This window comes from Pseudoalteromonas rubra (assembly GCF_005886805.2).
In the GTDB taxonomy this organism is placed as follows: domain Bacteria; phylum Pseudomonadota; class Gammaproteobacteria; order Enterobacterales; family Alteromonadaceae; genus Pseudoalteromonas; species Pseudoalteromonas rubra_D.
This window is the reverse complement of sequence record NZ_CP045429.1, coordinates 2,615,444-2,639,866: the sequence shown is the minus strand read 5'-3', so window position 1 is coordinate 2,639,866 and position 24,423 is coordinate 2,615,444. Positions and strand designations below refer to the sequence as shown.

At 43.8% G+C, this 24,423-nt stretch carries 24 protein-coding genes and 1 pseudogene; 21 read left to right on the top strand and 4 right to left on the bottom strand.

The window, feature by feature from the left end; genetic code table 11:
* Nucleotides 1–73: 73 nt before the first annotated feature.
* From sucA to sucD, 4 genes are all read left to right on the top strand, one after another.
* The gene (gene sucA / locus CWC22_RS11455) at nt 74–2,887 is read left to right on the top strand and encodes a 2-oxoglutarate dehydrogenase E1 component (RefSeq protein WP_138536452.1); all 2,814 of its coding nucleotides are present in this window, start codon (nt 74–76) and stop codon (nt 2,885–2,887) included.
* 10 nt (nt 2,888–2,897) lie between these two features.
* Nucleotides 2,898–4,382 (top strand): 2-oxoglutarate dehydrogenase complex dihydrolipoyllysine-residue succinyltransferase, encoded by a 1,485-nt coding sequence (gene odhB, locus CWC22_RS11450; protein ID WP_049865971.1) that lies wholly within the window; start codon nt 2,898–2,900, stop codon nt 4,380–4,382.
* Between the two features lie 186 nt (nt 4,383–4,568).
* The gene (gene sucC, locus CWC22_RS11445) at nt 4,569–5,735 is read left to right on the top strand and encodes an ADP-forming succinate--CoA ligase subunit beta (protein ID WP_010381475.1); all 1,167 of its coding nucleotides are present in this window, start codon (nt 4,569–4,571) and stop codon (nt 5,733–5,735) included.
* Nucleotides 5,735–6,607, top strand: a complete 873-nt coding sequence (sucD, locus tag CWC22_RS11440; RefSeq protein ID WP_010381473.1) for a succinate--CoA ligase subunit alpha — start codon at nt 5,735–5,737, stop codon at nt 6,605–6,607. The genes sucC and sucD overlap by 1 nt, the downstream gene beginning before the upstream one ends.
* A gap of 429 nt (nt 6,608–7,036) precedes the next feature.
* Here sucD and CWC22_RS11435 read toward each other — a convergent pair whose 3' ends face one another.
* Both CWC22_RS11435 and CWC22_RS11430 read right to left on the bottom strand, forming a co-directional pair.
* The gene (locus tag CWC22_RS11435; protein ID WP_138536454.1) at nt 7,037–7,378 is read right to left on the bottom strand and encodes a hypothetical protein; all 342 of its coding nucleotides are present in this window, start codon (nt 7,376–7,378) and stop codon (nt 7,037–7,039) included.
* A 217-nt stretch (nt 7,379–7,595) separates the two neighbouring features.
* Nucleotides 7,596–8,666 carry a DUF3083 family protein gene (locus CWC22_RS11430; protein ID WP_125564290.1) on the bottom strand — a complete coding sequence of 357 codons (1,071 nt, stop codon included), beginning with the start codon at nt 8,664–8,666 and terminating at the stop codon, nt 7,596–7,598.
* Between the two features lie 253 nt (nt 8,667–8,919).
* Between CWC22_RS11430 and glnS the strand changes: the two genes are divergently transcribed.
* The 3 genes from glnS (at nt 8,920) to CWC22_RS11415 (ending at nt 12,968) form a co-directional block, all read left to right on the top strand.
* Complete coding sequence (gene glnS / locus CWC22_RS11425) at nt 8,920–10,581, top strand: glutamine--tRNA ligase (RefSeq protein ID WP_010381467.1); 1,662 nt, start codon at nt 8,920–8,922, stop codon at nt 10,579–10,581.
* A 174-nt stretch (nt 10,582–10,755) separates the two neighbouring features.
* Complete coding sequence (locus CWC22_RS11420; protein WP_138536456.1) at nt 10,756–12,579, top strand: protein kinase domain-containing protein; 1,824 nt, start codon at nt 10,756–10,758, stop codon at nt 12,577–12,579.
* Nucleotides 12,580–12,671: 92 nt separating this feature from the next.
* Nucleotides 12,672–12,968 carry a hypothetical protein gene (locus CWC22_RS11415; protein WP_138536458.1) on the top strand — a complete coding sequence of 99 codons (297 nt, stop codon included), beginning with the start codon at nt 12,672–12,674 and terminating at the stop codon, nt 12,966–12,968.
* Between the two features lie 116 nt (nt 12,969–13,084).
* Here the strand turns inward: CWC22_RS11415 and CWC22_RS11410 are convergent.
* Nucleotides 13,085–13,381, bottom strand: a pseudogene (locus tag CWC22_RS11410) (tyrosine-type recombinase/integrase); the annotation flags it as partial.
* Between the two features lie 148 nt (nt 13,382–13,529).
* Nucleotides 13,530–14,207, bottom strand: a complete 678-nt coding sequence (locus CWC22_RS11405) for a phage integrase N-terminal SAM-like domain-containing protein (protein WP_138536460.1) — start codon at nt 14,205–14,207, stop codon at nt 13,530–13,532.
* Between the two features lie 343 nt (nt 14,208–14,550).
* Here CWC22_RS11405 and CWC22_RS11400 point away from each other — a divergent pair, with 343 nt between their 5' ends.
* The 14 genes from CWC22_RS11400 to CWC22_RS11335 all read left to right on the top strand — a co-directional run bounded on the left by CWC22_RS11400 (nt 14,551) and on the right by CWC22_RS11335 (nt 23,893).
* Nucleotides 14,551–14,958 carry a hypothetical protein gene (locus tag CWC22_RS11400; RefSeq protein WP_138536462.1) on the top strand — a complete coding sequence of 136 codons (408 nt, stop codon included), beginning with the start codon at nt 14,551–14,553 and terminating at the stop codon, nt 14,956–14,958.
* Between the two features lie 126 nt (nt 14,959–15,084).
* The gene (locus tag CWC22_RS11395) at nt 15,085–15,834 is read left to right on the top strand and encodes a hypothetical protein (protein WP_138536464.1); all 750 of its coding nucleotides are present in this window, start codon (nt 15,085–15,087) and stop codon (nt 15,832–15,834) included.
* A gap of 118 nt (nt 15,835–15,952) precedes the next feature.
* Entirely contained in the window at nt 15,953–16,924 is a 972-nt protein-coding gene (locus CWC22_RS11390; protein WP_138536466.1) for a transposase, read from the top strand.
* Between the two features lie 407 nt (nt 16,925–17,331).
* Nucleotides 17,332–17,781, top strand: a complete 450-nt coding sequence (locus CWC22_RS11385) for a hypothetical protein (protein WP_138536468.1) — start codon at nt 17,332–17,334, stop codon at nt 17,779–17,781.
* A gap of 115 nt (nt 17,782–17,896) precedes the next feature.
* Nucleotides 17,897–18,274, top strand: coding sequence for a hypothetical protein (locus CWC22_RS11380; protein ID WP_138536470.1), 378 nt, complete (start codon nt 17,897–17,899; stop codon nt 18,272–18,274).
* Nucleotides 18,271–18,510: a hypothetical protein gene (locus CWC22_RS11375; protein ID WP_138536472.1), complete on the top strand. Its 240-nt coding sequence runs from the start codon at nt 18,271–18,273 to the stop codon at nt 18,508–18,510. Before CWC22_RS11380 ends, CWC22_RS11375 begins: the two co-directional genes overlap by 4 nt.
* A 115-nt stretch (nt 18,511–18,625) precedes the next feature.
* The gene (locus tag CWC22_RS11370) at nt 18,626–20,062 is read left to right on the top strand and encodes a P-loop ATPase, Sll1717 family (RefSeq protein ID WP_138536474.1); all 1,437 of its coding nucleotides are present in this window, start codon (nt 18,626–18,628) and stop codon (nt 20,060–20,062) included.
* A gap of 112 nt (nt 20,063–20,174) precedes the next feature.
* Nucleotides 20,175–20,510 carry a hypothetical protein gene (locus CWC22_RS11365; protein ID WP_138536476.1) on the top strand — a complete coding sequence of 112 codons (336 nt, stop codon included), beginning with the start codon at nt 20,175–20,177 and terminating at the stop codon, nt 20,508–20,510.
* A gap of 137 nt (nt 20,511–20,647) precedes the next feature.
* On the top strand, nt 20,648–21,121 hold the full coding sequence (locus CWC22_RS11360) for a hypothetical protein (RefSeq protein WP_138536478.1): 474 nt from the start codon (nt 20,648–20,650) through the stop codon (nt 21,119–21,121).
* Between the two features lie 98 nt (nt 21,122–21,219).
* Nucleotides 21,220–21,594, top strand: a complete 375-nt coding sequence (locus CWC22_RS11355; protein WP_138536480.1) for a hypothetical protein — start codon at nt 21,220–21,222, stop codon at nt 21,592–21,594.
* A gap of 371 nt (nt 21,595–21,965) precedes the next feature.
* Nucleotides 21,966–22,547: a hypothetical protein gene (locus CWC22_RS11350; protein WP_138536482.1), complete on the top strand. Its 582-nt coding sequence runs from the start codon at nt 21,966–21,968 to the stop codon at nt 22,545–22,547.
* Between the two features lie 109 nt (nt 22,548–22,656).
* Complete coding sequence (locus tag CWC22_RS24440) at nt 22,657–22,890, top strand: hypothetical protein (RefSeq protein WP_230090568.1); 234 nt, start codon at nt 22,657–22,659, stop codon at nt 22,888–22,890.
* A gap of 312 nt (nt 22,891–23,202) precedes the next feature.
* On the top strand, nt 23,203–23,547 hold the full coding sequence (locus CWC22_RS11340; RefSeq protein WP_138536484.1) for a TonB family protein: 345 nt from the start codon (nt 23,203–23,205) through the stop codon (nt 23,545–23,547).
* Nucleotides 23,548–23,683: 136 nt separating this feature from the next.
* Nucleotides 23,684–23,893 carry a hypothetical protein gene (locus CWC22_RS11335; protein WP_138536486.1) on the top strand — a complete coding sequence of 70 codons (210 nt, stop codon included), beginning with the start codon at nt 23,684–23,686 and terminating at the stop codon, nt 23,891–23,893.
* The last annotated feature ends 530 nt before the right edge of the window (nt 23,894–24,423 follow it).

Sequence of the window (24,423 nt, the reverse complement as noted above, 5' to 3'; positions counted from 1 at the left end):
AATCTACAGATGGCATGCTCAGCATGCCATCTTGTTTTCGTTTAAGTTTCTGCGCTAGAAAAAGGGCTAATAAATGCACGAAGGTGTGATGAAGGCATGGCTGGAATCTTCGCACTTATACGGCGGCAACGTTGCATATGTTGAAGATTTATATGAGGCGTATCTTGATGATGCGGCTTCAGTGCCAGAAGAATGGCGAGAAGTGTTTGATCAACTGCCAAAGGTAGAAGGCGTTGACGTTGATGTTAAGCATTCAGAGATCAAATCTCAGTTTGCGGACCTTGCTAAAAACAAACACAGAGAAGTAATCGTTTCTGCGGAAGGTGCGGCAGATGCAAAACAGGTTCGTGTTTTGCAGCTTATTAATGCATTCAGATTCAGAGGTCACCAAAACGCGAATTTAGATCCATTGGGTCTATGGCAGCGTGATCGAGTTCGTGAACTCGACCTGGCCTATCATGATTTAGACAATGCCGACCTGGAAAAAGAATATAACGTTGGCTCTTTTGCAAGTGGCAAAGAGACAATGAAACTAAAAGACTTATACAACGCATTGAAGACCACTTACTGTGGTTCTATCGGTGCAGAGTATATGCACATTACTTCAACAGAAGAAAAACGTTGGTTACAGCAGCGCATCGAATCTTCCTTCGCACAGCCTAAATACAACAAAGAAACTAAGCTTAGGATCCTTAAAGGCCTGACCGCCGCTGATGGTCTTGAAAAGTATCTGGGTGCTAAATTCCCTGGCGCAAAACGTTTCTCACTGGAAGGTGGTGATTCACTGGTTCCTATGCTGAAAGAACTGGTACATCGTGCCGGTGAAAGTGGTCAGGAAGAAGTCGTCATTGGTATGGCACACCGTGGTCGCCTGAACGTACTGGTCAACGTATTGGGTAAAAACCCACAAGTACTGTTTGACGAATTCGCGGGCAAATACGGCGAATCAGCGGGCTCTGGTGACGTAAAATATCACATGGGTTACTCTTCAGACTTCGCAACGCAGGGCGGCAACGTTCACATGGCGCTGGCGTTTAACCCGTCACACCTTGAGATCGTAAACCCGGTTGTCATGGGGTCGGTACGTGCACGTTTGGACCGTCTTAACTGTAAGAGCGGCTCTAAAGCACTGCCAATTACCATCCATGGTGACTCAGCTATCGCAGGTCAGGGTGTAGTACAAGAGACATTCAACATGTCTCAGACTCGCGCTTATGGTGTGGGTGGTTCAATCCGCATCGTGGTGAACAACCAGGTTGGTTTCACTACGTCAAACCAGGAAGATACGCGTTCAACTGAGTACTGTACTGACATCGCTAAGATGGTTCAGGCACCGATTTTCCACGTTAATGCTGATGACCCGGAAGCGGTTGCGTTCGTTACGCAAGTTGCCCTTGATTTCCGCAACAAGTTTAAGCGTGATGTGGTGATTGATCTGGTTTGTTACCGTCGTCATGGCCACAACGAAGCTGATGAGCCAAATGCAACTCAGCCGCTGATGTATCAGAAGATCAAAAAGCACCCTGTACCGCGTCAGATTTATGCTGACAGATTGGTCGCAGAAGGCGTTTTGAGCGCTGATGAAGCAAAAACGCTGGCAGATGACTACCGTAACGGTCTGGATAAAGGCCAGATTGTGGTTGAAGAAATTCAGCCAGAGACCAAGCACTCTTCAGATTGGTCAAAATATGTTGGTCATGACTGGGATACCGATTACGAGGCAAGTGTTCCTGTTGAAAAGCTCAAAGAGTTGAGTGAGAAAATCTCGACTTACCCGGCGGATCACAAAGCTCAGTCGCGCGTTAAGAAAATCTACGACGACCGTAAGACCATGGCCAGTGGCGAGAAGCTACTTGACTGGGGTATGGCTGAAACACTTGCTTATGCGACTTTGGTTGACCAGGGTACGGACATTCGTTTGACTGGTCAGGATTCAGGCCGTGGTACTTTCTTCCACCGTCATGCGGTTGTGCACAACCAGGCTGATGCTTCAACTTATCTGCCGTTACAAAACGTTCGTGACGATCAGGGTCTGTTTGAAGTATATGACTCAGTTCTGTCTGAAGAAGCTGTATTGGCGTTCGAATATGGTTACGCGACGGCAGAGCCAACTTCATTGGTACTATGGGAAGCACAATTCGGTGACTTCGCTAACGGTGCGCAGGTTGTATTCGACCAATTCCTAAGCTCAGGTGAGCAAAAGTGGGGCCGCCTGTGTGGTCTGACTTTATTACTGCCACATGGTTATGAAGGTCAGGGCCCTGAGCACAGCTCTGCGCGTCTCGAACGTTACCTACAACTGTGTGCGGACCATAACATGCAAGTGTGTGTACCAAGTACTCCTGCACAAGTTTATGCCATGTTACGTCGTCAGTCAGTACGTCCTCTGCGTCGTCCTCTGATTGTTATGACACCAAAATCTCTACTTCGTCACCCTCTGGCTGTGTCTAGCCTGGATGAGTTGTCCGAAGGTGTTTTCCACAACATGATCGATGAGATTGATGACATCAATCCTGAAAACGTCGAGCGCGTTGTGTTCTGTAGCGGTAAGGTTTATTACGAATTGCTACAGGAGCGTCGCAAGCAAGAGCTGAATAATGTCGCTATCGTTCGTGTGGAACAGCTATATCCGTTCCCGCACAAAGAGATGGACGAAATCATGGCTCGCTACCAGCACGTTAAAGACTTCGTATGGTGTCAGGAAGAGCCTCAAAACCAAGGTGCCTGGTACTGTTCACAACACCATTTCTGGGAAGCTATCCCAAGTGGTGCGAAGTTGACTTACGCCGGTCGTAAAGCTGCAGCAGCGCCTGCATGTGGCTACATGTCGACCCATACAAAAGAACAAAATGCGTTGATTGCTGACGCTTTAACTATTAAGAAATAAGGAATTAGAGATGACGACCGAAATTAAGGTTCCTGTTCTTCCTGAATCTGTTGCGGATGCAACAGTTGCCACATGGCACGTAAGCGTTGGTGACAAAGTAAGCCGTGACCAAAACCTGGTAGATATTGAAACAGATAAAGTTGTGCTAGAAGTGGTTGCACCTGAAGACGGTGTTATCGTCGCTATCTCTGAAGAAGAGGGCGCAACGGTTCTTGGTGAGCAAGTTATCGCACAGCTGGGCGCGTCAGATGCCGCTCCAGCGCAATCAAATGAACAAACAGCAGCGCCAGCAGCGGCGCCAGCAGCAGAAGGTAAAGAAGTGGACATTAAAGTACCTGTACTTCCTGAATCAGTAGCAGACGCTACAGTTGCAACTTGGCATGTACAACCAGGTGAAGCGGTAAGCCGCGACCAAAACCTGGTAGACATCGAAACAGACAAAGTTGTTCTTGAAGTTGTTGCACCTGAAGACGGTGTAATGGGCGAGCAACTGCACGCAGAAGGTGAAACCGTTCTGGGTGAGCAAGTGATTGGTAAACTGGTTGCCGGTGGCGCGCCAGCAGCAGCGCCAGCTGCACAGGCCGACGCTGCACCAGCAAGCGATGACAATGCAGATGTGCTAACGCCATCTGTGCGTCGTCTGATTGCTGAAAAAGGTCTTGATGCTTCACAAATCAAAGGCACTGGCAAAGGCGGTCGCATCACTAAAGAAGATGTTGATGCATTCCTGAAAGCGCCAGCGGCAAAACCAGCAGCAGCGCCAGCGGCGGCAGCACCTGCGGCGCCAGTGGGTGACCGTACTCAGAAGCGTGTTCCAATGACTCGTCTGCGTAAGACTATTGCGAACCGTCTGCTTGAAGCGAAGAACTCAACGGCGATGCTGACTACGTTCAACGAAGTTAACATGAAGCCTATCATGGACCTTCGTAAGCAGTACAAAGACGTATTTGAAGAGCGTCACGGCATCCGTCTTGGTTTCATGTCTTTCTACGTGAAAGCGGTTACAGAAGCGCTGAAGCGTTTCCCTGAAGTAAACGCGTCTATCGACGGCGATGACATCGTTTACCACAACTACTTCGACATCAGCATCGCGGTATCTACACCACGTGGTCTGGTAACACCAGTACTACGTGACTGTGATAAGCTGTCTGTTGCAGAAATCGAAAAAGGCATCCGTGAGCTGGCACTTAAAGGCCGTGACGGTAAACTAACTGTTGACGACATGACTGGCGGTAACTTCACCATCACTAACGGTGGTGTATTTGGTTCACTACTGTCTACGCCTATCATCAACTTGCCACAGTCTTCAATCCTGGGTATGCACAAAATCCAGGAGCGTCCAATGGCGGTCAATGGCAAGGTTGAAATCCTGCCTATGATGTACCTGGCGCTATCTTACGATCACCGTCAAATCGATGGTAAAGAATCGGTTGGTTTCCTGGTTACAATTAAGGAACTTCTGGAAGATCCAACGCGTCTGCTTCTGGACGTTTAATCATCTAGATTAAAGATTAAGCTGTATGTGAGCATTATGTCCGCATACAGCTTTTTTTTTGCGCCATTAGTCTTACTGGGGTTTTCATACAAGGCCTTGAGATCTATACTATGGGCGCAATTTGGGATAGCTGATTATTTGCATAAATATTCAGCTTTTTTAGTATAAAAAATTGGATAAAGCATCATGAATTTGCATGAGTATCAGGCAAAACAACTTTTTGCCGAATATGGTTTACCTGTATCAGAGGGTTACGCTTGTGACACGCCTCAAGAGGCTGTAGAAGCTGCTGGTAAAATCGGTGGTGACAAGTGGGTTGTAAAATGTCAAGTACACGCTGGCGGCCGTGGTAAAGCGGGCGGTGTAAAACTAGCAGACAGCAAAGACGAGATCCGCGCATTTGCTGAAAACTGGTTAGGCAAAAACCTGGTAACCTACCAAACTGACGAGAAAGGTCAGCCAGTTGCTAAAATCTTAGTAGAAAGCTGCACTGATATTGCAAATGAGCTATACCTGGGTGCTGTTGTTGACCGTGCTTCACGTAAAATCGTGTTCATGGCATCAACTGAAGGTGGTGTTGAGATCGAAGAAGTTGCTCACAACACACCAGAACTAATTCACAAAGCTGAGATCGATCCACTAGTCGGTCCTCAGGCTTACCAAGGTCGTGAGCTTGCGTTCAAACTAGGTCTGAACCCAACTCAAGTTAAGCAGTTCACTAAGATCTTCATGGGTCTTGCTGACATGTTCATCAACCACGACTTTGCACTACTAGAGATCAACCCTCTGGTAATCACTGACGAAGGTAACCTGCACTGTCTTGACGGCAAGATCGGTGTAGACGGCAACGCATTGTTCCGTCAGCCTAAGATCCGTGAATTCCACGATCCTTCACAAGAAGACGCGCGTGAAGCTCACGCAGCAAGCTTCGAGCTGAACTACGTTGCACTAGACGGTAACGTAGGTTGTATGGTTAACGGTGCTGGCCTAGCGATGGGTACAATGGACATCGTAAACCTGCACGGCGGTAAGCCAGCTAACTTCCTTGACGTAGGTGGCGGCGCAACTAAAGAGCGTGTATCTGAAGCGTTCAAGATCATCCTTTCTGATGACAACGTTAAAGCTGTACTAGTTAACATCTTCGGCGGTATCGTTCGTTGTGACATGATCGCAGAAGGTATCATCGGTGCGGTTAAAGAAGTTGGCGTAAACGTACCAGTAGTTGTACGTCTTGAAGGTACTAACGCTGAAGCGGGTCGTGAAGTACTAGCTAACTCTGGCCTTGACATCATTGCAGCTGAGTCTCTAACTGACGCTGCTGAGAAAGTAGTTGCTGCTGCGGAGGGCAAATAATGTCTGTACTAATTAACAAAGATACTAAAGTAATCTGTCAGGGTTTCACTGGTGGCCAGGGTACTTTCCACTCTGAGCAAGCTATCCAGTACGGTACGCAAATGGTTGGTGGTGTTTCTCCTGGTAAAGGCGGCACAACTCACCTGGGTCTGCCAGTATTCAACACTGTACGTGAAGCGGTAGAGTCTACTGGTGCAACTGCATCTGTAATCTACGTACCAGCTGCATTCTGTAAAGACGCTATCCTTGAAGCGATCGATGCAGGTATCGAGCTAATCGTATGTATCACTGAAGGCATCCCTACACTTGATATGGTTGATGTTAAAGTGAAGCTGGAAGAAACTGGCGTTCGCATGATTGGTCCTAACTGTCCAGGTGTTATCACTCCGGGCGAGTGTAAGATCGGTATCATGCCTGGTCACATCCACCTTCCAGGTAAAGTAGGCATTGTATCTCGTTCAGGTACATTGACTTACGAAGCGGTTAAGCAAACTACTGACGCTGGCTTCGGTCAGTCTACTTGTGTAGGTATCGGTGGTGACCCAATCCCAGGTACTAACTTCATCGACGTACTGGAAATGTTCCAGAACGATCCTAAGACTGAAGCAATCGTAATGATTGGTGAGATCGGTGGTACTGCTGAAGAAGAAGCGGCAGAATACATCAAGCACAACGTGACTAAGCCAGTTGTTTCTTACATTGCAGGTGTTACAGCGCCTCCAGGTAAGCGTATGGGTCACGCTGGTGCGATCATCGCAGGTGGTAAAGGTACAGCTGACGAGAAGTTCGCTGCACTAGAAGCTGCTGGCGTTAAGACCGTTCGCTCACTTGCTGAGATCGGTTCTGCACTGAAAGAAAAAGCAGGCTGGTAATCACTTTACCTGCTTTGTAAAAAGGCGCCTCAGGGCGCCTTTTTTGATCTAGCCTTTGACGCTAAGCAATACAAAGCGAAAAGCTAATCGTGACCTTCTTATACCAATTGCACTTTAATACTAATTTCACTTAACACCTGGTCTATTTGAAGGGGCAAATAGGGCGCTAACAGCGTTAAGAATTTCTCATTTATAACCTTATACCTTAAACATAGGTTCACAAATTTTTGCCTCGCCTACTTGGACGTAGGTGCCACAGCGATAGCAGGACGCGAGAACGGTGTTATCGACCCTATTTTCTCGCCTCAAAATAATTCACTTAAATAAGCAAATAGGTATAAGCTCTATCACAATGTGCTTTTGCTACGCTACTTGGCTCGATGCTATTCGAGTAATATACCCAAATATAAGGACCACCCGCACCTTCATTCAGGTCATCACCTGCGTGTGTATAGCAATCAATTTTGTAGGTTCATTGTGATCAGTGGGTAAAAACAGGAGTTCAGTAATGGCGGGGTCCTGACCATCAATTTGCCAGTACATATAGATGTACTTTCCTTTGGCGCCACTGTTTAGGTCTATGGGAGACCATTCCCAGCCCGAGATTGAGTTTTTCTGAGGGGAGTCATAGGCTTTAACTAGAATTACGGTGACTGACTGCCCCGGTAGTTGTTGATATCCAGAATAAATATAATCGCCGCCAACACCTTGATCCAGGTCTGCGGTAAAAAGTTCCAGCTTTTTTAAATAGCGGCCCTGGCGTAGTGTCATTTTGAATTTTGAATTTTGAATTTTGAATTTTGAGATTTGAAATAGCCATTTTAATTCTCCTTGTGCAGTTTAGGTTTATAGTCCTTGGTGGGTTGGCCAAACTATAGTCACTAAAGGAGAGGTCAGGTATTACATCTCATTGGCAGGTTATGTCCGTGACAAGCGCTGCAACAGTTGCTGGTAGAAAGCGGGGGAGAGACCCCCGCTGAAAAGAAGTTTAATCCTGATAACTGATATGCTGGAAGAAACGTACAATCACGTCTTGCTTTTCAGGGTTAATCGGCAGTTTACCGGTTAAACGACGGATCATGGTTTCGGCATTGTTCATAAACTTACCATAACCTACGTCTTTTTTATCTTTGTCGCTAGCCACTACCACGAAGTGCATGGTGTCGCACAGGTGTTCACCTGCCCAGATCGAGCGCACCTGGCCATCCAACGCTGAGGTATCAAAGCTGAGCTTTTGTAACTCGCGGTTTGCGTCTGATTTATCTATCTGGCTGCTGCGTACCAGTGGCAGGCGGCCGTCTGCGATAAAACCGACGTGGGTCAGTTGTAGCTGGTCGCACAAAGTTAAAAAGCTGTCTTCGATGCTGCGATAAAACTGGGCGTAGTCGCCCGGGCGCATCTGACTTTGATATTCAGTTTTAATTGCACGGGTGATAGGCACTGAAAACGACACATAGCTCATCTCTGAATGTTGCTCTGGTAAGCTACAGTTACGTGCCTGATAACGTGGGTACAAACTGCGTAGCTTATATCCATAGCTTTCCCTGTGGCCTTTCACCTTAGCAAAAATATCATAGGTCAGATGCTGATGGTCGCGTACTTTATACGACAGGCCTTCTGGTTCATACTGCTCTTTTAAGTCGTCCAGCGCTTTTTTCACTTTGCTGTGAAAGCTGGCAGCGTTGGCACGCAGCTCGTCACCCGTTGCCAGGAATAACAAGCGAATTTTGCGCGCTTTATGATCCGCTTCGTAGTGTATCTTGTGACCTTCGTGATACTTAGGGTTGTAAAAGAACAGGATCTGCTTATCCGTTTGCAGGCTGTAGGCCTCATCGTGATAGCGAACAACTGGCAGCTTGTCATTAGCAATCACGTGGACGTTAAATAACTCGTGTTCGTCGCAAATGGCAAACAACTTTCGGGCCAGGCGTTGGTAACAGCTTTCTACGTCGTCAAAGCAATCGAAGAATGCGTCGCTGGGTTTAAACTCAGCCAGAATATAATGGTTGTTGCGTGCGTTCGTTGGAATATAAACGCGATGAAGATTCATTGATGCCATAGGTTTTTCCTTGCGATACCTCTGTTGTTGACGCCTATGATAGAGTGACCTTGTGACGAATATATTGCGCTAGAACAAAATTTGTCATAAAAATGACGCGCCATTTTACACTTGAATTGGTTGTTTTATACCCAGCTTTACGTAATTACGTGGTAAATCTGTTCTCGCCTCAGTTTTACGCTGTTCGTTGCGCGAACTTTTTGTAATAATGCCTCAGTTAACTGGTACTAAATTTTCAGAGGAATGAGTTCCTATGGCGGAAGCAGAAAATCGCCCAACAAACTTTATAACAAATATCATTGATGCGGACTTGGCCAGCGGTAAGCATGGCGGCACGCACACGCGCTTTCCACCAGAGCCGAATGGCTACTTACACATAGGCCATGCTAAGTCTATTTGTCTGAACTTTGGCATCGCGCGCGACTACCAGGGCCTGTGTAACCTGCGATTTGACGATACGAACCCGGAAAAAGAAGATCTGGATTACGTTAACTCGATTAAAGAAGACGTGCAGTGGCTGGGCTTTAACTGGGACGGTGAGATCTGCTATTCATCTAACTACTTTGACAAGTTATACGAGTATGCGGTTGAACTGATCAACAAAGGCCTTGCTTACGTGTGTTTTCTGTCGCCAGAGCAGGCGCGTGAATACCGTGGTACCCTAACCGAGCCGGGTAAAAACAGCCCGCATCGCGACACCTCACCAGAAGAGAACCTGGCGCTGTTCGAAAAAATGAAGAACGGCGAGTTCAAAGAAGGTGAGTGTGTATTGCGTGCCAAGATTGATATGGCCAGCTCTTTCATGGTTCTGCGCGATCCAATCATTTATCGTATTCGTTTTGCTCACCACCATCAGACAGGTGACAAGTGGTGCATTTACCCAATGTACGATTTTACGCACTGTATTTCGGATGCACTGGAAGGGATCACCCATTCACTGTGTACGCTGGAGTTCCAGGATAACCGCCGTTTGTACGACTGGGTACTGGACAACATCAGTCTTGAGTGTCACCCGCAACAGATCGAGTTTTCTCGTCTGAACCTTGAATACACCGTGATGTCAAAGCGTAAGCTGAATGACCTGGTGGTGAATGGTCAGGTAGAAGGCTGGGACGATCCCCGTATGCCAACCATTGCTGGTCTGCGTCGTCGTGGTTATACCCCTGCGTCTATCCGCGAATTCTGTAAGCGCATCGGTATTACCAAGCAAGACAACATGGTTGAAATGGGCATGCTCGAAGCCTGTATCCGTGACGATCTGAACGAAAATGCACCCCGTGCGATGGCTGTGCTTGATCCGGTTAAGATAGTCATCGAGAACTATGATGCCGAGCAGGTTGAAATGCTTGACGCGCCTAACCACCCAACGCTGGATATGGGCTCACGTCAGCTGCCGTTCACACGTGAAATCTTCATCGAGCGCGATGACTTCCGTGTTGAAGCAAATAAAAAGTTTAAGCGTCTGGTACTGGGCAAAGAAGTGCGTCTGCGTAATGCCTATGTGATCAAAGCTGAGCGTGTTGAAGAAGACGACGCGGGCAACATCACCACGATTTACTGTACATACGACGCCGATACTCTGGGTAAAAACCCGGCTGATGGTCGTAAAGTGAAAGGGGTGATCCACTGGGTCTCTGCAAGTCACTGCATTGACGCAGAAGTACGTCAGTATGACCGCCTGTTCAATGTACCAAACCCGGCAGCAGCGGAAGACTTTGCAACTACGCTGAACCCGGACTCACTGGTTATCATTGCAAATGCTAAGCTTGAGCCGTCTCTGGCAGAAGCAGCAGCTGAGCAGGGCTTCCAGTTCGAGCGTTTAGGTTATTACTGCCGTGATAACAAGGGCGACACGCTGACGTTTAACCAGACGGTTGGTTTGCGTGACTCCTGGGCGAAAATCGAAAACGCCTAACACGTGCAAATAACAAAAAGGTCGGCTTATGTCGGCCTTTTTTAATTATCATGCCCGAACTTCATAACCGATTTGATAACATACGCTTGCAGCAATCGATGAACATCCATTGGTTGCACTAGAGGTGAGTATTACAGTCGTACACTAAACGGATAGCGTTAAACGGACAGTTATATGGCAGAAAAGTCGATCCACAACTTTTACATCAATGAACAGCAGTCGGTGTATTTGCTCTCACATAAAGATGCAAAAAAACACCGTCAGTGGCTCAACATTTGTCAAAAACAACTGACTTTGCTGGGCTATCGGGATGTGGAAGTGATTGGCTCAGGTGCTTTTGGTTTTGTCTTTGCCGGTATTGATGAGCAGGACAGGGAATGGGTGTTTAAGTTCTCCCGTATCACACTGGCACAAAGTGTGCGTGACCGTCTTGAAGATGAAGCGTATATGCTGTCACAGATCCATAATTCTATGGTGCCTGAATTTTACGCCTTTGAACGGGTAAAAAAGCAGGGGATCCTGATGATGGCCCGCGCAAAAGGCGAAGACCTGGAGCAGTGGTCGTTAAAACGGGGTCGCTTTAAACCGCATGAACTGGTACACCTGGCCAACAAGCTACGTAACGTTTTAGTTGATTTACGCGACCGTAAAAATGGCATGTCGCCGCAGCCTGTGGTGCATGGCGATATTAAGCCGTCTAACATCGTCTGGGATGAACAAACAGATAGCTTCTCGCTGGTTGACTGGGGTAGCTCAGTGTATGCACAGCTCGACGCCCACGGCGAGCCCATTGCCAGCAATATCATGGATCTGATGTCCTCTGACATCAGTAGCACCAATGCCCGAATGGGCGATGTGTACTTTATCGGCGACGAACAGATGTCGGGCGCGCGCTCTTCGCCACGCTTTGATGAGCAGGGCGTGGCATCCACTATCTATGCGCTGGCCAGCGCTCAGTCTTGTCGTTTTGGTGCCGCTGTAATTCCTGCAACCAGCTTAGGCCTGCCACAGGCATTTGCCAGAATGATCGATGCCATGCTGAGTAAAGACAAAGTCACACGCGATCAGGCCGGCGATTACTTTATGCGTAATATGCCGGCAATGGCGCGTATGTATTTGCCTGAACTTGAAACGGCGCCCAGCAAGGCCAGCATCCCATTCTGGTTCACTGAAATCGATGAAGAGCCAGACACGGTTGTGTACAGCTCTCGCAAACAGTTTTTACGCCGGGCTGATCATAACCAGCAACTGTTGGATGTGAACGACGCTCAGCTTGACCGTTACTATAAAGAGTTTTTGTTTGATACCGGCGATAGCGAAAAGGCGTTTCTGGCGTCCATCAGCCGGCTGGCAAAGTATCCGGTAGTAGGCGGTCTGAGTTTTCACTGGAAAGACGCTTCGTTGTTTGTTGAATCCAGCCTGGTACTGCACGATGAATCTTTGCAAAGTGCTTTTACCGATGCGGTAAATGCCACTGTGATGCTGGCTCAAGGCATAGAGCAGAAAGGCTTATTTAAATGCTGCCTGTTCGATGCCAGACAGACCATTCAGCTTCAGCGTGACGGCACAGGTGCGTTTATTTTTGATCAGGTTCCTGAGCTGCAATATACGGTATCGGACATTGGCACCAGCGAAATCGCCAGGCCGCATTCTTACTTTGAGGACGGCAAAGACCCCGATGAGCAACTGCAATTACCACGGCAAATAGTGCAATGTGTATTTGAGCTAAACCAGATCCATCATACCGGCTGTATTATCTTCGAATCGCTCAACGACCGCCTGAAAATTCACCATTATTATTGCCTGCTGGATGCCAGTAAAGAGCGAGAGTTTAAAGTGCTGCTGACCCGTATTATGCAATATGCCATGAGTATTCAGGACTTTGGCGTCGCAGGTTTTATGAAATTACCCTATAAAAACACCCGCGAATTTGCCTTATGCGCAAGACAACCGGACCACTTTTACCCTAAAGACCCAAAGGCTGCTGTACAGGGCTGAATGAGGCCGTCTACGACTAAGATATAACAAAACGCACGTTGCACATCGGCCCGTCCTCCGCCAAGATAAACAGCGAATAACCGGAGGGAAACATGGATCAGGAAACACGCCGAGAGCTGCTTAAACTGAGTTGGAGCATGCACGACGAAGTAGAGCAGGCCATATTAAAAGACAGCGCCAAACAGGGCGACGATAACTGGGCAGAAAAGCAAAAGCTGCTGCTGGCAGATATGTCGCTACACCTGCTGCAAACCGCGCTAAAACCTAATGGGCTTAGCCAGGAAAAGCTTAAAAATAACCTCAACGCTATTCTAACGCTCAGCGATGATTTTATCGACGAAGTCGACTTACGCAAAACCGCCGACGCCCTCTACGGGCTGGATAAGTGAGCGCCTCTGAAACAGGGTTCCCTCTACCTTCTACGCTCTTCAGCCCGGCCATAGAGCCGGGAGCTACCGCAACTCAATTCTAAAATATCTGGACAAATAAGTGCTGCGCGCGAATATCATAATTTATCAATCGGGCTTGTTGTATAGGCAAATTTATCACCCATAACATGGGTATAAATCTCGGTTGTTCTGATATCTGTATGGCCTAATAACTCTTGTACTGTCCTTATATCAGCACCATTTTTCAGCAGTTCAGTGGCAAATGAGTGTCTGAAAGTATGCGCCTTAACTCGCTTAGTGATATTGGAAGCCAGCACCGCAGCCCTGAGTTGCTTGCGAAATGCCGTTTCATGTAAATGGTGACGGCAGACATACCCGTCTGTCGGGTGAATACATCGAGTGGAAGAGGGAAATGATACCAATTTGCTTAATTAAGTGTTCTATTTTGAGGCGAGGAAATATCGATGATAACTAGGCAAAAATTTTGCTATTTAGTTGTTCTAAATGAGAAATATTTAACACAGTTAGCGTCATATTTCATCCTTCAAATTGAACAGGTATTCAGTTAAATTGGTATAAATATTGCCAGGAGAAATCTTTCACAGCATGTCCGTATTTACGGATCAGAGCAGGTGGCAGGGAGGTCAGTCCAAAACCAGCGTTCAGGTCTTTTTGGTGAAGCGACTTAACCACGGCCATTTGTTCTTCTAGTGCCTGCATACATGACTTAGGCAGCAAGGTGTACCTGTCTTTACGGCCTTTACCCCGAAAAACAAAAATAGACTTATTGGCAAAATCGAGGTCTTTAATTCTAAGTTTTAAAGCTTCATTGATACGTGACCCACAGCCGTACAAAAGTGACGCGATGAGTTTATGTACGCCATAAAGGTTAGCTATCACTTTTTGCGCTTCATCTGCACTTAAAACAGTGGGTAATGTGACATCTCGCTTACTGAATGAATAGTTTAAACCTTTGATGTCTCGCTTTATAATAAAACGGTACAAAAAAATGATGGCGCACAGCGCTTGATTTTGCGTTGCAGCGCTCACCGCCCGGTTAACGGCTAAGTGGTTGAGGAAACGTTCTATTTCTCTGTTGCCCATCTCATCAGGATGCTTTTTGTCATTGAATAAAATGTAGCCTTTGATCCAGTACAGATAGCTTTTCTCTGTTTTCAGACTGTAGTGCTTGGTCCTGAGCTCAACGCGTACAGATTCCAAAAAAGGTGAATAAGACATCTTTACTCCGAATGCTGTTTATTTATACAGGTATAAGTGAATGCGGCCAATTATCAAGTCAAATTTCTCGTTTTCTCCGCGCTTGAAGGTCTCGTTTAAGTGAAACACTAATTTAAGTTCTTTATATTCATAATGTTAATAGTTTTACATAACGAGACTTCAAGTCTCGCTATGAACAAGGCTCGGTTTTAACAAAGCCATTTTGGCTTGAGCAATGAGAGCAATGGTGGTAGGTTATTGTTCTTATTATGAATAAAATAATTTAGCTGTGACAATGTACGGTTTTAGGAACTGGATCTAACCGGTATTCACGCTAATAAGCTGTTAGCTATCTAGGAAGCATATGATAAAAATTGTGGTAATTATTCTAGCTTTACTGGGTGTAACTTTATACTTTTTAAAGTTAAATGCCCCAGAAGCAAAAGAGTGGCTTAAAGAAAATAAAAATAAGTATGCATTAGCAGGAAATAGGTTTGCTGGAACAGAGGATGCTATTAAATTCGTAGAGAAGCTTTATGAGTTGGGTGCTGTCAAAGTCGTAATTTCTAAAGATTCAATTTACGATGAAGAGGAAAGAGTACAAAAAGAGGGTGGCCCATACGCTGATGCAATCGTTGTAACGTTGCCAAACTCTGAATCGGAACGAACCGCCTTGTTTAAAATTTTTAAAAACGAGGCAAATTCTCAAGGCATGGAATTTGACCCTAGTACTGACGTTAGAAATAATAAAGTATTTATTTGGTGGGACTAAGTTAGCCCGATAGCTAACAAGGCCGTTAAACCAAGGACACAAAACAGCAGGCTGTGCTCCTTCGTCGCTAATTTTAGCCTGCTATTTTGTGCCGTTTACGGCAAGCGTTAGGTTTTTATCGGAGCTATGCTCACTTTGCAAAAATTTATTACTTTTATTGCTCCATATAGTTTAGTGATTTCACTTCTATATTTATTCGGATATTGGAGTTCTTTCAATATTAATGTGCTTGATCATATTGCGTTAGCAGATGTAATTAAAAGTGCGCTCTACCCATTAATTTACTCATCAATATTCTTAATCATTGGTTTAACTATTGGCAGTCTTATATCTACACCTTTAAGTAAGGCTATGCCTCCTGGCGGTGGAGCTGATTTACCTGAAGCAAAATATATTCGTTTGCTATTTAATTTTATGTTCTTATTTATGCTAGCTTTGGCTCTATACGTAATATTCTTCAAGGTTGGTAATATCCGTTGGTATAAGGTTGCGGCTTTAATTAATATTCCTGTTATTGTCATCATTGGAAATGCGGAATTTGCGAGTCAATACATTAATCACAAACAAACTAGAGTCTTGGTTGTTAATATTTTATGTATAGCTCTTTTGTATTCTTACGGCTGGGGAGCTGTTAATGCAGAACGAGCTAAAAACAATGAACAAACTATCAAAATTAATGGAAAGCCAATCAAAGAAAGGTTCATAGGCTGGGCTGGCAACTTCCTTTTTCTTTGGGATAATTCAAAACAAGTTGTTATCGCAAAATCAAAATCGACAATAAAATCAATGGAGTTAAGTGTACCTGCAGAATCAGCTATCTTTAGTTTTAATAATGTTGAAGAAAAACCTAACAAGCCACTCAAGCAGGACAACTAAAGTTTGGCTCGTCTCACTTCGTTCGCTATCGATTGAAAAGACACCCACCCGAAACTGGCGTGCGGAATGTACGTCGTCTACCTTTAGGTAATGCTCAATGGATTGAGAATGTCAAAGTATGCCAACTGCAAGGAAGAAGCAGGTCAGCTTATCAGACACTAAGTATTACCACTGCATATCCCGGTGTGTTCGCCGGGCATTTTTGTGCGGCAAAGACCGCGTCACGGGCAAGTCTTATGAACATCGGCGAGACTGGGTTGAGGAAAAATTACTGACCCTTGCGAAGGTGTTTTGCATTGATGTGTGTGGCTATGCGGTTATGAGCAATCATACGCATATTGTGTTGTATGTGGACGATAAGAAAGCACTAAGGTTATCAGATAAAGCGATAGTGCTTCGCTGGCATAAACTGTTTAAAGGCAACTGGCTGACGCACAAGTTCATTAATGGTGATGAGCTGAGCGCATCCGAGTACAGTATGCTGGCAGCTGATATTACTGAATTCAGACACCGTCTTGCAAGCATCAGCTGGTTTATGCGGGTGCTTAATGAAGACATTGCCCGCAGGGCCAATAAAGAAGATGGTTGCACAGGCCGGTTTTGGGAAGGGCGATTCAAGTCACAGGCTTTGTTGGATGAAGCGGCATTGGCAGCGTGCCTGGCTTATGTTGACCTGAACCCAGTCAGAGCCAAAATGGTAGATACACCGGAAACGTCAGATTACACCAGCATTAAAAAGCGTATTGAGCATGCACAACAAGGCAAGCAACCCAAAAGCCTACTGCGTTTTGCGGGCAATCCAAGAAAGCACATGCCTAAAGGGTTGCCGTTTGAGCTGACCTATTACATACAGCTAGTTGAATTAACAGGTCGATGTATGCGTGCAGATAAGCGGGGTTATATCAGCGATAGCCAGCCTTTGCTGACACGATTGCAAATAGAGCTAGACAACTGGCTCAAGCTTACTACGCAGTTTACGAAGGTCTTCCATGGCGCGGTAGGGCGAAAGCAAGCGATGACAGATTACTGTGAGCATCTTCATAAAAGACGACGCGCCAACTTGACTCAGTGCGAGCGATTACTGGGTTAGCACCTTCCCGTAAGTACCATTTCGATTTATCTAAGTTGAGGCTTGGATGCGCATTTGTATTGTCCGAATCTGATTAATCTTCAGGATTTTGTGCTTAAACTTACGACTTTCACTACTCAGAGCTTATAGAGAGCGCAGCATTTGATAGTCTTGCATTTCTTTACTGAACCTGCCCACAATTGGTCTGTGGATTTACCGGTGGGTGTCACTTAATATTTTTTACTAGTCTCCCCATGAACGAGGCTCGGTTTCAACAAAGCCATTTTGGCTTGAGCAATGTGGGCAATGGTGGTAGGTTATTGTTATTAATATGAATAAATTAATTTGGCTGTGGATCTTTACGGTTTTAGGAACGGGGTTTAACCGGTATTCACGCTAATAAGCTGTTAGAGTTCAAAAGGAGTTTAGTGTTGAGGTTGATTACCACTATATTATTAGGAATGTTTCTCTTCGGTTGTAAATCTACAACTGAAGTAAGTAGAGAAAGTCATGTTTTTTTCATAAATGGGGATAAAATTGAAGTTAGTGATGATCTCTTAAAGAAAATACGCTCCCGTATAGATACGCAAGGCGTCCAAATAGTCACTAGCACATTAATGGATAAAAATGATGTTAGATGGACTTTGGATTATATATCTTTGAGCGAGTTACTTTATTCTCAAGATTGCGAGCATTTAAAGCTATTGAACACTAGAAAGTTTGATATTAATAGGGACGTTGATAAAAACGCAACTCATATCAAAGCAGGTGCATTTGATTATGTATGGGAGATTAAAGTCTGTGATATTTTGCGTAATTATAGGGTTGTTAATGAACTAGGGGATAATTCATTTACCGTGTATCCACTTGAACTCTAACAAACGCATTAACGCATGGACTAATAAAGCTTGGCTTGGTTCGTGTCTCACCAATGTTAGCTAAGCATTATTAGCCCGTTATGCGAGGCGTTAGCTGCTTTATGGAGAATCAAGCTTGAGTACCACAGAAATTATTACAGCTATTATGAATATTGTTCTTTCTGGTGCAGCGATTACTACTGCAACAGTTGCTATCTTGGGCTTAAAAAGTTGGAGTAGAGAGCTGAAAGGCAAAGCCGAGTTTGAAGTCGGTAGAGCTTTAATTTTGGCCACGTACAAACTTAGAGACGAATTAAAGTACGCTCGTTCACCTTGGATTTGTGGTTACGAATTCCCTGAGGACTACCCGAGGAATTCTGATGAAATAACAGCAGAAATAGAAGCTAATGCTCATGCGCACATTTACTCTAAACGATGGAAGCCTGTTGCTGAAGCAATCCAAGAGTTTGAAACTCAAGCATTGGAAGGTGAAGCTCTTTGGGGAAAACCATGAGAGACAAGACTAATGAAATGAAGCAATGTGCAAGAAACTTACAAGTTTCAATTGATGCTTTCATTCATAATAAAGCAGAAGATGGTGAGAGCTTTAAAAACGATCGAGAGTTTGGAAAGTCAGTGCAATCGGATGTTTGGGCCGCTAACGATGATAAAAACAAACTAACAATTCAAATATCTAATGCTGTTCAAGCACTAGAGGAAGAAATAAGACCGCATTTAAAACGCAGCTAACAAGTTGCTCAAAAGGACGCTAAACAGTTGGCTTGCGCTCCTTCGTCGCTGATTATAGCCAACTATTTTTCGCTTCTTAGCAAGAAGTTACAAGCAAATAATTTAAGGAGAGAATGTGAAGTTTTCAAGTATAAACTTTGAATATACGGATGCACAGGAAGAACGTATCCATGCACCTGAGTTAATTGACTCGGCTTATGTTGATATTAACAGTATTACTGAGGAAATTTTTAAACCAAACAAGTACCTAGTATATGGTCCCAAAGGAGCAGGAAAATCAGCTTTGGCATCTAAACTAACTGCTATGTCAGAATCCCGATGGGATTTTTTTTGTGAAGTGGATGATTTAGAAGAGTTTGAATTTAATCTATTAAAGAAAACCTCTGGAATCTCGGGTGAAAAATTAGGTGGTAGTGTTACAGTTTGGAAACTACTCTTATATATTAGAGTGGTTTCTTTGTATCAGGATAATAAGTATTTAACGGATGCGGGGAGTTCTGCGGAAGCGCTATTTGATGATCTTAAAAAATATGGTTTGCTTGCATCTGATAGTTTAATACAAGTAGTTCAAGAAACTTCAAGGAAAGGGTTGTATTCAAAGTTTTCATCAACACTAGCTTCAATCCAAGGTAAGTTTGATAGATCTGTTGAGTCAAAAGTAAAAGATCCTGCTGAATTAGTAAATGCTATTGAATTAGCTTTAAGTGAACTTCCTGAAATTTCATCAAGTCATTTTCTTGTTCTAGATGGATTGGATTATTTATTACGTAATGGTCGAAACTTCGCTGGATATCTAGCAGATCTTGTTGCTGCAACAAGGCAGGTAAATAACTTCTTTTCTCACAATAATAATCACAGTAAGGTTATTATTTTATTTCGTGATGAGGTTTTGGATCTAGTACCCGATCCCAACTTAACGAAACGCGCCAATGACAATGGAATATCTTTAGATTGGTATGACAAGGTTGGTCGGCCATTTGATAGTTACTTGTTAAAGGTTATCGAAAACAGAGCTCATATGGCTGGGTATAACAAAGATATTAAATACTTATGGAAGGAGTGGTTTCCAATAGAAATTTTAGGTAGAGATAGTATTCTCTTTGTTCTCGATAGTACAAGGTGCCTACCTCGTGATTTGATTAGCTTTTTCCGTGCGATGCAATCATTGAAAAAAGAACCTCCGTTTAATGAGCAAGATGTCTTTTTTGCGCTTAACTCATATTCAGAATGGTTTGCATCCGAATTGAGTGATGCTCTGGTTGGATTGGTTGATGAAGATGTGAGAAATAGTCTAGAGGGTATATTGTCTGAAATTGGTCCAAGATTTGAAACTCATCAATTTAAATCTAGCTTAGATGAATATGGTTTGGATGATGAGCATGCTGAGAAAATTCTTAATATTTTGTTTAGTACATCTTGGATAGGTAATGTTTGGCAGAAGTATGATAGTCCAAGGTATGCGTGGAAGCATCGAAGGAAAAAGGCTGTTTTTTCGCCCAGAAAAAGAGCCGTGGTTCATAATGGTCTTTTAAAGGCTCTGAACCTTAGATAAGGCTTGTAACAAAGCAATCAAGGTGATGCGTTACACTCGGCGGTTTTGGTTCGGAGTTCGTTGTGCTTTGCTGGTTCAGTGGGGCACACCTTATCGCAGGCGTTAGGTTTTTATGAAGAATGTCGTCAAAAAGAACATTTTTGGAATAGTTTTAGTACTTTTATTACTGCCTATTTTAGATTCTGTTCCCTTTGAATTGTCCGATGAAAGCGAATTTGTTTTATCAGTAACTTTGACGGTCATCGGTTTTGCGTCTTTTTTAGCAGCCATTTTGGTTTTTTGGGCTGCTTACTATGCTCATGGACGTTTAGTAGCTACAATTGCAGGTATTTCTTACTTTGCTTTGCCTGTTATTAACGAGTACCTGTATTTTGTAGTAGTTTTATCAATACTGCTGTATTGGGTATCACTCAAAAAGCAAGTCAGGCAATTCGCCAACAAAACCTGACAAGGCCGTAAAACCAAGAATACAAAACAGCAGGTTTGTGCTCCTTCGTCGCCAATTTTAGCCTGCTATTTTGTGCCGGTTAGGGCAAGCATTAGGCGCACGAAAGTGCTCAAATAATTGAAAAGGAAACAATTAACTTGAAAGCCAAAATACTCATAATCATTTCTCTATTGCTTATAGTTTCTTGCTCATCCGTACCGCAACGAGGTGAAAACGAAAGCATAGAAATTAGGACTCAGGCATGGGTGTTACCCATCACACATGATTACTACGTGCGAAAAGTAGATGGTGTTCATAACTTCTATAAAGAGAATGCTAAAGGTGCTTTGCAGCTAAGCTCAATGGTTAGTCGAACCCCAATACTTGATCAAGAGCTTATTGAAATCGCTCAATCACAAATTAATGGTGCAGGTGAACTAACGGGTATATCCGGTGACGGTAAGAGGGGCTATAAGTCTGTATTTACTTCACAGGGTGTTTATTGGGTGTATTGGTTCATAGTCATAGACCACTCTTTAATATTCATAACTTATAACACTGACTCTGATAAAATTGATGCAAACGAAATTAAGAATGTCGAGGCTGTGGTTAATGGAATCTCAAGCACCTAATAAAGTCGTCAACGCGGAAAAAAAACTGTTGGCTGTTACACTTCGCTTCACGTTTTAGCCAATAATTTTTTGCCGGTCACAACGGAGTTATGTGAATTATGGATAGTCGAGCATTTACAAAATTAATCGAGTTCTTAGAAAATGTACCATCGGTCACTGGTGTAATAACACATGGTTCAGAAGAGAACGAAAATTGGTGGGTTAAGTTCACAATTGATACAACTCATCATTTAGCTTGGAATACAGTCCAAGAATTAGGCCATGTCCTAAATTATTTATCACTAGATGAGAGGCTTCCAACATCTTTTTACCCTGTGTCGCCACCACCATATATGAATGGTGGCCCTGAAGAGTTCTTATCTTGGGTAATAGTGTGCGAAAATATGGAATTTAGTCCAGGAACTTGTGCTGAATGGTTAGAAGGCAGGTTGCCACGCCCCGTAGATGACATTTCCGAATGGGAATTCGAGTAAATTTACATAACAAACGCCAAAGCAGAAAGGACGCAAAAAGTTTGGCTTTTGTTCCTACGTCGCTTAATTTTAGCCAAACGTTATTTGCCCCTTAGCGGAGCGTTATGCGTAAAGGATTATCGATTGAGTAGCGAATGCTGGTACAGGAATAAAGAGTGGAGCGAAGAGATTGAAAGTAAGTTCTTCGAAAAACTTAAGCGCGCTCGCCGAAAAGAACAGTATCTACGTATTAAAGTCAGGTTTTCGCTTTCATCAAATACTTGGCTTGGTAGGCAAAGAATATAAAGGCATGGAAAGTGAGCTACGTGCAATACACGCATAACAAGGCGCTCAGATTGTTTAAATTAACTACGCATAAAAATGGAAGCTCTATGAAAAAACTCTTGTTACTTATCGCCTTATTCATTTCCGGGTGTACAACCGAACTTTGGGCTCCCGAATACAAGCAAGAGGTGATAGACGGCTTCTACGTGAAAAGTGATTCTGGGGAGTTATTCGTTACTGCCTCTAGTTCAGCTTACCTTTTCAAAATCAATAAGAACTTTGGTGAGGCGCTTACGTTATCCAGAGAGGTAGATTTCTACCCATCTTTTAACGATTTTGAATTGAGAAAAGACAATACAATTATTGGGGTTGTGTCGCTAACTCTTCTAACCGAAGAACCTAGCCCAGAATTAGAAAATCAACTTTTGTCGCTCGGCTTCAAAAAGGATGAACTCCTGAAAAGGTATAGACTTACGAACCTAGTAGAAGGAAAGCGATTCATGGTAGAGGGAGATTTACCATTAGAAAAGCTTGAAAAAAGACAGCGGATAGCAATTGCCCAGCCATCTACATTTTCTCAAACGGCTGGAAAAATAGTTGCCACTCCAGCCACAATCGTCATAGATTCTGTAGTCGTTGTGCCTGCTGTATTTATAGGAGCTACAATAATGGCGGCTGGTGGCGGCTAACAAATCAATAATGGAAAGGACGTCTAAAGCTTGGCTTGCGCTCCTTCGTCGCTAATTTTAGCCAAGCATTTATGCGCCCATTAATAAGGTGTTATAAGCACTTCGAGATATGAGTAAATTTTTTAGCATAATTTTCTTGATGACAGCATTTTCTAGCCTTGCTGCTGAAAAAGTATCCTTTGTAAGTTTGTTGTCATCACCACAGCAGTATGACGGTAAATGCGTCCAAACCGTTGGTGTGATCAGTGTAGAGTTTGAAAGTGGAAGTTTATACCTTGATCAAGCTAGCTACATAGCAAGAGCCTACGAAAATGGTATTTCTCAACCGTTTGAAGCTGAGTAAGTTGCATACAAAAGCGAAAATGCAGAAGCTCATATTCAGAAGTTGGCTGATGCATATGAGGGAAAGTTGGTTAGGGTTGTAGGCAAGTTTAAAGCCTCTAACCCTTCAAAACGACTAAATAGTACTAAAAGTAAATTTAGTTCAATAAGTTATGTCCAAGCTCTTGCGCCAAATGAAGGGGCAATCTTTGGTAATCAAGCAAGGTGTTTATAACAAGTACCTAAAGCAAAGGACGCAAAACAGCAGGTTTGTGCTCCTTCCTCGCTAACTTTAGCCTGCTATTTCGCGCCGGATAGGCAAGCGTTATAATCCATGATGATCGAATTAGTTTTAGCCTCAACCTTAGTGTCATTTGTTAATACCGAAATGTATGAGATAGATTCGTGCATAGGTGAAAAATTTGAGTTAATTGAAGCTGTAAACCCTCAATGGCCAATACATTCCGAAAGATTCTTAGGTGTCGGTTACGTTGACTTTAGGGTTACAGTGAATAGCGAAGGTAAGGTTGTAGAGCACCAAATCACTCGCTCTCAGCCAAGACGAATTTTTGATAGGCAATCACTTCGTGCGCTAAAGAAATGGAAATTTAACTCATCAAAGCATGCAGAACGCTGCTTTGATGTAACTTTTAAATACGATTCGGACGAATTTGAGTAAATGGATTATAACAAGTTGCTCAAGTTCGTTCGTAAACTTATTGGGACAGTTAGTAGTTGGCTTGGCACTTCGCGCAAGTTTAGCCAACTAGTAATTGCCCCTTAGCAAAGCCTTATGTTTACAGGACAATCGAGCATTGGAAAACACTCCAGAATATCCTATTTGTATCGTTTATGAGGACGAAACCGAAAATGTTGTGTTAGCTAACGCAATTGAGGTTATGACTCACCTCGAATGGTTTGACTCTGATGATCCTGAATCTTATGCTCAAGTAACAGATGCAAAAAATAAAGCTGTTAGCCTTAAAGTTGAAGCTCTGGAAATTATAGAGCTAAAATACACATAGCAAGGCAAATTAAAAAGGGCGGACAAAAACCAGTTGGCTTGGTTCGTGCCTCAAATTATAGCCAACTAATTTTTGCCGTTTATTTGCGGCGTTAGCAATACAAGGGAACTATGGCTTTTATTTGTCCACACTGTAATCAAAAAAGCGTTAGCCACTTTTCTAAGCTCCTATCTTTTGAAGGTAGCCCTGCAACATGTTCAAACTGTGGTAAACACTCAATTGATACCAAAGACGTAAATGACTCTTATCGGCAAATAGTTTTCCTTGGTCTCTTTGTTTTGGGTGCGTTATCACTGTTTACTCAGACTATTTTATATTTGGCTATCTGGTTTACTTTCACTACAATACTTCCAATTTACTCTCTTTACTGCGTGCCGTTGGAGCCAATTGAAACTGAGAAAGTGAAACGCTATAAATCCAAAAAGCTTGTTTCTATTGGTGTTTTTTCAGTTTTATTTTTATTGGTGGTAATCTTTGGGTAGTATTGCTAACAAGCTGTGCAAGCGGGACTGCTAAAGTTTGGCTCGGTT